We start from the raw sequence: 10,836 nt of genomic DNA, 5'->3' as shown, positions 1-10,836 counted from the left end.
GGCGGGGGCGGGGGCGGCTATTCCGGCAGCTCCGGCTACGGCAGGCAGCGCAACTGGCGCAAGCGCATCAAGTGGACGCTGATCGTCGTGCTGGTGCTGATCGTCGGCGTCGGCGGCGGCACCTACCTGTGGGCGAACTCCAAGCTCAACCACGACAACAGCGTGCTCGCCGACTACTCCGGCCGTCCGGCCAAGGGCTCCGGCACCAACTACCTGATCGTCGGCTCCGACAGCCGGCAGGGCATGACCAAGGATCAGGAGAAGCAGTGGCACACCGGTGCCGCCGCGGGTGGCCGCACCGACTCGATGATGATCCTGCACACCGGGTCCAACGGCACCACGATGCTGAGCATCCCGCGCGACTCGTGGGTGACGATTCCCGCATTCACCGGCAAGAGCGGGAAGCACTATCCGGCGACCAAGAACAAGATCAATGCCTCGTTCTCCTGGGGCGGCTCGCAGCTGCTGGCCCGGACGGTCGAGTACAACACCGGTCTTCACATCGACCATTACTCCGAGGTCGGATTCGGCGGGTTCGTACAGATCGTCAATTCGCTCGGCGGCGTGACCATGTGCTTCGACAAGGCCGTCAAGGACACCGACTCCGGCGCGGACTTCCAGCCGGGCTGCCACAAGCTCAACGGCGCGCAGTCGCTGGCCTTCGTCCGGCAGCGGCACCAGATGGCCGACCAGGACCTGGGCCGGATGCGCAACCAGCAGAAGTTCCTCTCCACGGTGGCGCACCAGGCGGCGTCGCCGTCCACCGTCCTCAACCCGTTCAAGCTCTACCCGGTGCTCGGGTCCGGGCTGGACATGCTCACCGTCGACAAGGACATGAGCCTGATCAACCTCGGGCAGATGTTCTTCGCGATGAAGGGCGTGACGAGCGGCGACGGAAAGTCGATGACGGTGCCGATCGCCACCGCGAACTACCAGACGGGGTCGGTCGGGGTCGCGGTGCTGTGGGACAAGGCGAAGTGCAAGACGCTTTTCGACGAGTTGAAGAACGACCAGAAGGTCACTGTTTCCAGCGGGTCGCAGTGACCAGCACCTCGCAGTAGTCGCTCGCGGTCCGCGGGGCGCCAGGTCTCTGCCGCCCCTCCGCCCCGGTACCCCGCCCAGGGGGTGCCGGGGCGTTCTCACAGGACCCGGGAGAGCTCCGTGAGGAGCCGCGCCGCGCCGTCCGGGCTGGGGGGCCACTCGGGGTTCCACGGGACGGCCACCGCGCCCGGCGGCAGCAGCGTCCGCACCTCCGCCAACGGCCGGGCGTTGCCGCGCACATCGACGAGCACCACGTCCGGCGAGAGCCGCGTCACCCCCGTCCACGGCTGCGTCGCCCAGCTCGTGCCGCCGTCCCACGGCGGCTCCACCATCCGCAGCCCCAGCCCGCGCAGATGCCGCAGCTCCGGCCAGGCGTCCGGGTGCGCCACATAGGCCCGCTCGGCGTCCGCCCCGGACAGCGCGAGCAGCCGGGCCCCCGGGCGGCCGGACGACGCCCGCCGCAGCGCGTCCTCCGCGGCGGTGAGCCGGGACCGGCCGCGGTCCGCGCCGGCCTCCGGCGAGCCCAGCGCGGCGGCCAGCCGGGCGGTGTCGTCCAGCAGGTCCGGCAGGCTGCGGTCGCCGCCGACATGCAGCATCACCGAGGGCAGGTCGGTGGTGAGACGTTCCGCCGAGCCGCTGGGCAGGCCGTACGGCGTCTTGCCGTCGTAGGTGACGCCCACCAGCAGGTCGGGGGAGAGGGCGGCGAGCGCGCGCTCGTCCAGCTGCTCGCCGGCGCCCAGGTAGGCGGTGCGGTTCCAGTCCAGCGCACCGGACTTGGCCGGGTCCGGTGCCGGGCCGTCGTGCGCCGAGCCGTACGCGGCGATCGGCTGCACCCCGAGGTCGGCGAGCGCGGCGGCGGTGCGCAGATAGGCGGCGACACGACGGGGCGTGCCGGGCACGGCGGTGGTGCGGCCGCGCCCGTCGGTGAACATCCAGACCGGGAGATCGTCCCGGAGTTCCTGACGGTCGGTCACGGCTTGCCTCCGAACTACCGATTCGGTTGTCTCCCCGCGCTTTTCCACGGTGCGCGGTGGAGGGGGTGATCGGCAAGGGGGCCTCCCCCGGCTGCTCCCCCGGCGGCTCCCGCGGCGGCTCCTCCGGCGGGACGGCGCCGGACCGGGCTCACCCGCTCGGGTGACAGTCCCCCGGTCGGCGGCGCGTCCGGCCCGGGCGGGGGGCGGCGCGTGCTGGCATGGCGTCAGACGGCCCCGGACGAAAGGCATCCACAGCGTCGTGATCCCTCGTCCCCGTACCCGTCCCCGTACCCGTCCTGGTGTCCGTCCCGGCGCCCGGAGCGTGCTGCTGCCGCTGGTGTGCGGCGCGGCCGCGCTCGCCGCGGTGGCCGCCGCGGCGCCGCCCCCGCCGATGTCGATCGCCGTCACCGACGGGGTGGACGCGGTGCGCTGGGGCAGCCGCCTCACCTACCACGTGACGCTGAAGAACCAGGACTCCGCGCCGCTGCACGGGGTGCGGGTGGAGCAGCGGTTGCCGGACGGCGCCCGGGAGGTGCGCGGCGGCGGCGGGGGCCGCGTCCATCACGGCACGGTGGTGTGGCGGACGGACCTCGCGGGCCGGGCCACCGCCGCGTTCACCGCCTCGGCGGTCCTGGGCCGCCCGGACGGCGGCGCCGACGGCGGGCGGCGGCGCACGGCCGGGACGGTGTGCGCCTACGTGGGCGCGGCCGCCGCGCCCGCGGTGTGCGCCGCGGACACCGACGAACTGCCCGCCGTCCCCGGGCTCTCCGAGGACGCCGCCCGCACGGCCGGCCCGGCCGGCGGCGGTGCGCTGGCGGTCGGCGCGGCGGGCGCGGGGGCGGCGGCGCTGGCCGGCGTCGGATTCGTGGTGTGGCGGCGGCGCGCCGGACGCCGCGCCGAGCAGGCCTCAGACGGGAGTTGACGCACGTGACGGAGTCGATGCCGGAGTTGAAGCCGGAGCCCGAGTCGCAGCCGGAGTCGGAGTCGGTGGTGGAGTCGGTGGTGGAGGCGGCGGACCCGTCCGCCGCGATGCGGGTCGAGGTGACGGAGGACGGCCCCTACCGGGTGACCGGCGGCGTCCCCCTCTCCCGGCAGCAGATCGTTGCCGACGGGGAGGGCCAGTCGGTGGGCTGGCGGGAGGGCGAGCGCTTCTCCGCCGAGCAGGCCGGCCCGGAGTACTGGCTGTGCCGCTGCGGCCACTCCTCCAACAAGCCGTTCTGCGACGGCACCCACGAGCGGATCGGCTTCGACGGCACGGAGGCCCCCACCGCGCGGATCGGCTACGCCGAGCAGGCCGTCGAGCAGGACGGCCCCGAGGTGGCGCTCACCGACGCCCAGCGGCTCTGCGCGTTCGCGCGGTTCTGCGACGCCTACGGGCAGGTGTGGAACCTGGTGGAGCAGCCCGGCGGGGGCCGGATGACGGTCCGCGAGGCGCAGGCCTGCCCCGGCGGCCGGCTGGTCGCCTGGGACCCGGAACGCGGCGAGGCGCTGGAGCCCGAACTGCCGCCGTCCATCGGCGTGATCGGCGACCCGCAGCAGGGCGTGGCGGGGCCGCTGTGGGTGCGCGGCGGCATTGCCGTCGACGGGGTCGACGGGAGGCCGTACGAGGTGCGGAACCGGGTGGCGCTGTGCCGGTGCGGGGCGTCCCGCAACAAGCCGTTCTGCGACGGCTCGCACGCCTCGATCGGGTTCAAGGACAGCTGAGGCGGCGGTCCGGCGCCGCGCCTCGCTGCTCGGCGCTGCTCGGCGCGGTTCAGTGCGGCAGCGGGAGGCGGTGCGCGGTGCGGCGGCGCAGCGCGTCGAGCTCGGCCTCCAGCGGGGACGGCGGCACCGCCAGCACCGGGCAGCGCGCGTGCGCCAGGCAGTAGCGCGCGGTGGACCGGTGCAGCGCGCGGTGCAGCACGCTCCGCCGGCCCGTCCCCACCACCAGGGTGTCCTGCTCGCCGTCGGCGACCGCGACCAGCGCCGGGCCGGACTCGCCGCGGGCGATCAGGCCGCGGAGGTAGAGGTCGGCGGGGCGCATCAGCGGGCCGAACGCCTCGGTGAGCGCGCAGCGCAGGCGCTCGCGCGCCATCTGCTCGTACTCCATCCGCAGCGGCTTCGGCAGCGGGGTGCGGGTGTAGGGGGAGTCGCCGCCCGGCGGCAGCCAGGCGAGGACCGGCCACAGCGAGGCGCCGATGCGGCGCGCCTCGGCGGCGGCGCGGTGCAGGGCGGTGAGGCTGCCGGAGGATCCGCTGACGCCGACGACGACGCGCGGCAGCACGTCCAACGGGTCGGGCGGCCCGGTGAGTTCGTCGGGATCGGTCGGCGGGGGCGGGACGGGGGGATCTGCGGCGCGTGGGGACATCGGGGTCGGCTCCAGGCGGGACGGCAGGGTGGAAGAGCGGGACGGGCGGGACGGGCGGCTGTGCGCGGGCTGTGCCCTCCATACCAGCGCGGCGCGGCCCCCGGGACAACCGTCCCGGGGCTCCTTGCCGCCGCCTTGACGTCGCCGTCCGCGACTTTGACGCGCTCCCGATGCGGGCGGGTCAGGCCGGGGCGGAAGCGCTCTCCCGGGGCGCCTGGTGAGGGAGTTGGGCGACGGGCAGCGAGACCACCATGGTGAGCCCGCCGCCGGGGGTGTCCTCCGGGGCGAGGCTGCCGCCCATCGCCTCCGTCAGGCCGCGGGAGACGGCGAGGCCGAGGCCGTAGCCGGAGCGCTCGGCGTCGGTGCGGATGCGGCGGAACGGGTCGGCCATGCGGGCCTCCGCGCCGGCGGGCAGGCCCGGCCCGCGGTCGGCGATGCGGAGTTCGACGCGGTCGGCGAGGGCGCTGGCGGCGACGCGGACGGTGGCGCCGGGCGGGGAGTGCCGCACGGCGTTGCCGACGAGGCCGGCGACGACGCGCTCCAGCAGGGCGGGGTCGGCGCGCACCGCGGGGACGGCGTCCGAGCCGTGCAGCTCGACGGCGCGGCAGGCGTCCTCGGGGAGGGTGTCCAGGGCGAGGCGGACGACGTCCTCGAGGCGGACGGTCTCGGGGTGCACGGGCATCTCGCCGGCCTGGAGGCGGGAGGCGTCCAGCAGCTTGTCGAGGAGGCGGCCGAGGCGGGCGAGCGACTCCTCGGCGGCGGCGAGGAGTTCGTCGCGGTCGGCGTCGGAGAACTCGACGTCGCTGCTGCGCAGCGAGGAGACGGCGGCGTAACCGGCGGCGAGCGGGGTGCGCAGGTCGTGGCCGACGGCCGCGAGCAGCGCGGCGCGGGTACGGTCGACGGTGTCTGCGCGCTCCGCCTCGGCGGACGCCTCGGCGGCGGCCTCGGCGAGGCGCGCCCGCTCCAGCGCGGCGGCGAGGTGCGCGGCGAACGTCCCGAGCACCCGCTTGTCGGTCGCCGACAGCACCCGCCCCTCCAACACCAACTCGGCCCCCGCATCCACCCCCACCCGAGTCACCGTCACGCCCCCACCGCCCGACGCCGCCCCGAACCGCCCCCCACGCCGCCGCCTACGGCCGGCGCCGGCGCCGGCCGGGTGTCCGCCGGACGCGGTGGCCTGATGGGGGATCGGCTCGTCGGCGTTGTCGGGGTCGTCGGCGGCGTGGGTCGAGGTGGATCCGGCGTCCGCCGCCGTGGCGCGCGGCGCGTGCGTGTCGGCGCTGGCCGGAGGCGTCGTCGCGGGGGGCGGGGTGAGTTCGCCGTCCGCCATCGCGCCGGGCCTGGCGCCGGCCGGGTGTCCGCCGGACGCGGTGGCCTGACGGGGGATCGGCTCGTCGGGGTCGTCGGCGGCGTGGGTCGAGGTGGATCCGGCGTCCGCCGCCGTGCCGCGCGGCGCGTGCGCGTCGGCGCTGGCCGGAGGCGTCGTCGCGGGGGGCGGGGTGAGTTCGCCGTGCGCCATCGTGCCGGGCCTGGCGCCAGCCGGACGCCCGTCGGACGCAGCCGTCCGGCGCGGAGCCTGCGCGTCCGCGCCGCCGTCCGCCATCGGCTTGGTGCCGCCCGTCCCGTCCCGCGCCGCGTCGGGCCCGGCGCCGGCCGGGTGTCCGTCGGACGCGGTGGTCTGACGGGACATCGGCTCGGCGTCGTCGGCGTCGTCGGCGTCGGCGCCGTCGGCGGCGTGGGCCGAGGTGGAGCCAGCGGCCGCCGCCGTGCCCCCCCGCGCGTGCGCGCCAGTGCGGGCCAGCGGCGTCGTCGCTGGGGGTGCGGCGGGTTCGCTGCTCGGCAGCGTGCCGGGCTCGTCGGACGGGGCCGCGTGGTGCGGCGTCCGTCCGGCCGCGCCGCCCGCGCCGCCCGTGGCGGCCTGGGCCGCGGCGGGGCGGGACTCGGCGACCGTTTCCATCGCGCCGTCAGGCGCAGTGCGGCGGAGGGCGACGTGTTGGAGGGCGAAGGTGTCGCGGGTCTGCTCCAGGAGGGACTCCACCGCGCGGTCGCCGCGGAGGACGCCGCCCGCCAGGGCGGTGAGGGCCTCGGCCGTCGCCGAGGCGTGCGCCGCGCGGCGGCCCAGGCGGCCCGCGCGGTCGACGACCATGGCGACGGCCACCGCCACCACCGCGAAGATCGCCAACGCCAGCACGTTGTTCTGCTCGTCGATGGTGAAGCGGTGGATCGGCGGGATGAACCAGTAGTTGAGCAGCAGCGACGCCACCACCGACCCCACCAGCGCCGACACCACCCCGCCCAGCAGCGCGACCGCCACCACCCCCAGCAGGTACGCCAGCACCTCGCCGACCAGGTTCACCTGCCCCCGCACCTGCGTCAGCCCCAGCGTCAGCAGCGTCGGCAGCACCACCCCCGCCGCCGGTCCGGCCAGCCGCCGCAGTCCCGGGCGCCGCACCACCGGCAGCAGCCGCCGCCGGCCCGTGCCCGCCTCGGTGTGCGTCACCATGTGGACGTCGATGTCGCCCGACAGGTCCGTCGTGGTCTGCCCGATCCCTGGCCCGCCCAGCGCCCGCTGCCAGCGGCTGCGCCGACTCGTCCCCATCACCAGCTGCGTCGCGTTCTCGCTCCGGGCGAACTCGATGAGCGCCGTGGGGATGTCCGTCCCCACCACCGAGTGGAACGACCCGCCGAGGCTCTCCACCAGCCGCCGCTGCTCCGTCAGCGCCGCCGGCGACGCCCCCACCAGCCCGTCGCTGCGCGCCACATGGACCGCGATCAGCGTCCCCGTCCCGCCGCCCGCGCCCGCCGCCGCCCGCTCGGCGATCCGCGCCGCGCGCCGGATCACCTGCGGCCCCTCCGGCCCCCCGGTGAGCGCCACCACCACCCGCTCGCGCGCCTCCCAGGTGCGCCGGATGCCGTGCTCGCCGCGGTAGGTGGTGAGCGCCTCGTCGACGCGGTCCGCCACCCACAGCAGCGCCAGCTCCCGGAGCGCCGTCAGATTGCCGACCCGGAAGTAGTGGGAGAGCGCCGCGTCCACCTTGTCGGGCGCGTAGACGTTGCCGTGCGCCATGCGCCGCCGCAGCGCCTCCGCCGCCATGTCCACCAGCTCGACCTGGTCGGCCCCGCGCACCACCCCGTCCGGCACGGTCTCGCGCTGCGGCACCCCGGTGATGTGCTCCACCACGTCGTTGAGCGACTCCAGGTGCTGCACGTTCACCGTGGTGACGACGTCGATCCCGGCGTCCAGCAGCTCGTGGACGTCCTGCCAGCGCTTGGCGTTCCCGCTGCCGGGGACGTTGGTGTGGGCCAGCTCGTCCACCAGCGCCACCTCGGGGGCGCGGGCCAGCACCGCCGCCACGTCCATCTCGCCGAACTCCCCGCCGCGGTACGCCACCAGCGCCCGCGGCACGATCTCCAGGCCGTCCTTCATCCGCTCGGTGCGCGGGCGGGCGTGGCACTCCACGAAGGCGACGACGACGTCCGTGCCGCGCTCGGCGCGGCGCCGGCCCTCGTCGAGCATCCGATAGGTCTTGCCGACGCCGGGCGCCGCGCCGAGGAAGACCTTGAGGCGGCCGCGCCGGCGGCGCGGGGAGTCGTCGGGCACGGCGGCGCACCTCCAGGAGGACCGAGCAGGGTTCTGCGTTCATGGTGCGGCGCCCGCGGCCCGTGCAGCGGATCTTGACGGTTCCTTAGCGGGCCGGCGGCATTTCCGTGCCCGTCAGCGCACCCCGGCCCACCTCAGCAGCGCGGTGAGCACCGCCGCGGCGACCACGGCGACCGCGAACGGCACCCGCCGCGCCACCAGCACCACCCCGGCCGCGACGCCCGCCGCCCGCGCCCAGCCGGCGAGGCCGTGCCCCTCGGTCAGCGCGCCGGTCGCGGCGAGCGCCACCAGCAGCACGGCCGCGCCCCGGGCGAGCAGCAGCCGGGCGCGGTCGGTGAGCCGGACGCGGCCGGCCAGCAGCGGCCCCGCGACGCGCAGCGCGTACGTCCCGGCGGCGAGCACCAGCACCGCCCAGGCGTTCACCGGGCCCGCCCGCGGGCCGGCGCCGACGGGACGGCCACGGCGGCGACCGCCGCGAGCACCGGGACACCGGCCGGCACGCCCGGCAGCAGCGTCAGCGCGACGGCCAGCGCCGCCCCGAGGCCGGCCGCGCGGCGCCCCGGCGCGTCGCCGCGCAGCGAGGGCGCGACCAGCGCGGCGAGCACCACCGGGTAGGCGGCGTCCAGGCCCAGCGCGTCCGGGTCGCCGAGCAGGCCGGTGCCGGCGGCCAGCGCGCCGGCCGCGACGCAGGCGTTCCAGGCGGCGAAGAGCGCGAGGCCGGACGCCCAGAACGCGAAGCGGCGCCGCTCGGGGGTGGGTTGGGCGAGGGCGAAGGCCGCGGTCTCGTCCGTCAGCAGGTGCGCGCCGAGCCAGCGCCGCGGGCCCGGGGCGGCGTCCTTGCCCAGCACGTCGGCGAGCGCCAGGCCGAAGGGCAGCACCCGGGTGTTGAGCAGCAGCCCGGCGGCGACCGCGCCGACCGGGCCGCCGCCGCCCGCCGCGACGCCGACCGCGGCGAACTGGGCGGAGCCGGCGAAGACGAGGAGGGAGAGGGCGATCGGCAGCCAGACGGGCATCCCGTCGGCCACCGTGACGGCGCCGAACGACGCGCCGACCAGGCCGTCCGCGAGGCACACCAGCGCGATGTCCCGCCCCACCGAACGCTCCACCGAACGAACGTTTTCTTTGGCGAACATGGAGGACACTGTGCGGCGGGTAGGATCTGTTCGTCAAGCCAAACGCCTGTACCGTCATAGCGAACGACCGACGACCGACGACCGACGATCCCGACCAGACGCGGAGGCCGAGAGCCGTGCCCGAGCCCGCCCCCCTCGACCGGATCGCCGCCGCGCTGCGCCGCGAGCGCACCCGCGCCGGCCTCTCCCTCTCCGAGCTCGCCAAGCGGGCCGGCGTCGCCAAGTCGACGCTCTCCCAACTGGAGGGCGGCACCGGCAATCCCAGCGTCGAGACGCTGTGGGCGCTCGCCACCACGCTGGGCGTGCCGTTCAGCGTGCTGGTCGACCCGCCCCGGCCGGCCGTGACGGTGATCCGCGCGGGGGAGGGGCCCGCGGTGCCGTCCGAGCACGCCGACTACACCGCCACGCTGCTCTCCGCGAGCCCGCCCGGGGCGCGGCGGGACATCTACCTGATCACCGCCGAACCGGGGCGGGCGCGCGACTCCGCGCCGCACCAGCCGGGGACGGTGGAGCATGTGGTGGTCTCCGCCGGGCGGGTGCTCGCCGGGCCGCTGGACGAGCCGGTCGAGCTGGGGCCGGGCGACTACCTGAGCTACCCGGGGGACGTCCCGCACACCTTCCGCGCGCTGCGGGCGCGGGCGTCCGCGGTGATGCTGATGCAGCACGTCTGAGCACGTCTGAGCACGTCTGAGCGCGGCGGCCGGCGCCGGGCGCCGCCCGCGGACCGCCGGCCGTCAGGCGAGCAGGTCCACGGTGGTGCCGAGGCCGAGACGCTCGGCGGCGCGGTACGCGGTCCAGGCGAGCGCCAGGTCCTGCCACGGCAGCCCGACGGGGGCGTAGACGGTGCGGCCGGCGGCCGAGGGCCGCCGCCGACCGCGCAGCACCTCCGCGAGCGTCGCGTCCACCGGGCCCGTCCCGCAGCGCTCGGCCAGCGCGCGGTCGTCCACCACCACGAACGCCTCCTCCTGGAGGTCCGCGGCGAGTTCGCGCTTGCCGGGCTCGTCGGCGCCGAGCGAGGTGAGGTGGCGGGGCCGGCCGTCGGGCGGCAGGTCCGCGGCGGCGAGCAGCGGCTCGCGCGCCCAGGTGGCCAGCAGCACCGCCTCGGCGCGGGCGGCGGCCGCCGCGGGGGAGGCGACGGCGCGGCCGCCGTGCCGGGCGGCGAACGCCTCGGCGCGCGCGGGGTCGATGTCGTGGACGAGGAGCTCGCGCAGCCCCGGGCGGAGTGCGCGCAGCCCGCGGAGCGTCAGCTCGGCCTGCGCGCCGGCGCCGACGACGGCGAGGGTGCGCGCGCCGGGTGGGGCGAGGGCGTCCGTCCCGAGGGCGGCGGCGAGGCCGGTGCGCCAGGCCGTCACGGTCGCGGAGTCGAGCAGCGCCAGCAGCGCGCCGTCGCGCGCGTCGTGCAGGCAGACGACGCCGCGGAGCGCGGGGCGCGCGGCCGGGAACTTGGCGTTGACCTTGACGGTGTAGGCGTCGATCCCGGGCAGCCGCCCCGGCAGCAGCACCGTCGCGACATCCGCCCCGCCCAGCGCCGCCCGCACCCGCTGCGCGCCGCCGGGGTCGCCGTCCGCCGCGAGGAACCCCTCCCGCAGCACCCCGAGGCACGCCCCGACGTCCAGCACCCCCTCCACCACCCCCCGCCCCAACACCCGCGTCACCGTGCCACCACCCGCTCCTCCGTCAGGAGCCGGACCGCCCCGCCGAACGCCCCCGCAGCCGCGCGAAGCCCCCGCCCCCCTGCCC

At 77.0% G+C, this 10,836-nt stretch carries 9 protein-coding genes and 2 pseudogenes; 4 read left to right on the top strand and 7 right to left on the bottom strand.

The features are described 5' to 3' along the window. A partial coding sequence (locus tag BIV57_RS19230) for an LCP family protein (protein ID WP_071658094.1) occupies nucleotides 1-1,044 on the top strand: 1,044 nt, incomplete at its 5' end. Between the two features lie 95 nt (nucleotides 1,045-1,139). Here BIV57_RS19230 and BIV57_RS19225 read toward each other — a convergent pair. Continuing rightward, a complete protein-coding gene (locus BIV57_RS19225) occupies nucleotides 1,140-2,015 on the bottom strand; it encodes a substrate-binding domain-containing protein (protein ID WP_079170490.1) in 876 nt (291 codons plus the stop codon). A gap of 322 nt (nucleotides 2,016-2,337) precedes the next feature. On the opposite strand from BIV57_RS19225, the gene BIV57_RS19220 reads away from it, so the two are divergent. Together BIV57_RS19220 and BIV57_RS19215 are read left to right on the top strand one after the other, a co-directional pair. Continuing rightward, the gene (locus BIV57_RS19220) at nucleotides 2,338-2,937 is read left to right on the top strand and encodes a hypothetical protein (RefSeq protein ID WP_079170489.1); all 600 of its coding nucleotides are present in this window, start codon (nucleotides 2,338-2,340) and stop codon (nucleotides 2,935-2,937) included. A gap of 5 nt (nucleotides 2,938-2,942) precedes the next feature. Then, complete coding sequence (locus BIV57_RS19215; protein WP_245797809.1) at nucleotides 2,943-3,719, top strand: CDGSH iron-sulfur domain-containing protein; 777 nt, start codon at nucleotides 2,943-2,945, stop codon at nucleotides 3,717-3,719. Between the two features lie 49 nt (nucleotides 3,720-3,768). Here the strand turns inward: BIV57_RS19215 and BIV57_RS19210 are convergent, their stop codons facing one another. The 5 genes and pseudogenes from BIV57_RS19210 to BIV57_RS19185 form a co-directional block, all read right to left on the bottom strand. Then, nucleotides 3,769-4,362: a universal stress protein gene (locus BIV57_RS19210; protein WP_079170488.1), complete on the bottom strand. Its 594-nt coding sequence runs from the start codon at nucleotides 4,360-4,362 to the stop codon at nucleotides 3,769-3,771. 181 nt (nucleotides 4,363-4,543) lie between these two features. Further along, nucleotides 4,544-5,239: pseudogene (locus tag BIV57_RS26810) on the bottom strand (sensor histidine kinase); the annotation flags it as partial. 1,086 nt (nucleotides 5,240-6,325) lie between these two features. Continuing rightward, nucleotides 6,326-7,963: pseudogene (locus tag BIV57_RS26805) on the bottom strand (sensor histidine kinase); the annotation flags it as partial. A gap of 114 nt (nucleotides 7,964-8,077) precedes the next feature. After that, nucleotides 8,078-8,386, bottom strand: coding sequence for an AzlD domain-containing protein (locus tag BIV57_RS19190; protein WP_071658092.1), 309 nt, complete (start codon nucleotides 8,384-8,386; stop codon nucleotides 8,078-8,080). Next, nucleotides 8,383-9,096, bottom strand: a complete 714-nt coding sequence (locus tag BIV57_RS19185; protein ID WP_071658091.1) for an AzlC family ABC transporter permease — start codon at nucleotides 9,094-9,096, stop codon at nucleotides 8,383-8,385. The genes BIV57_RS19190 and BIV57_RS19185 overlap by 4 nt, the downstream gene beginning before the upstream one ends. Nucleotides 9,097-9,212: 116 nt before the next feature. Between BIV57_RS19185 and BIV57_RS19180 the strand changes: the two genes are divergently transcribed. After that, nucleotides 9,213-9,767, top strand: coding sequence for a helix-turn-helix domain-containing protein (locus tag BIV57_RS19180; RefSeq protein ID WP_079170487.1), 555 nt, complete (start codon nucleotides 9,213-9,215; stop codon nucleotides 9,765-9,767). A gap of 63 nt (nucleotides 9,768-9,830) precedes the next feature. On the opposite strand, the gene BIV57_RS19175 is transcribed toward BIV57_RS19180, so the two are convergent. Continuing rightward, the gene (locus BIV57_RS19175; RefSeq protein ID WP_071658089.1) at nucleotides 9,831-10,751 is read right to left on the bottom strand and encodes an ornithine cyclodeaminase family protein; all 921 of its coding nucleotides are present in this window, start codon (nucleotides 10,749-10,751) and stop codon (nucleotides 9,831-9,833) included. Between the last annotated feature and the right edge of the window lie 85 nt (nucleotides 10,752-10,836).

This window comes from Mangrovactinospora gilvigrisea (genome assembly GCF_001879105.1).
In the GTDB taxonomy this organism is placed as follows: domain Bacteria; phylum Actinomycetota; class Actinomycetes; order Streptomycetales; family Streptomycetaceae; genus Mangrovactinospora; species Mangrovactinospora gilvigrisea.
This window is presented reverse-complemented; position numbering and strand designations above follow the sequence as displayed.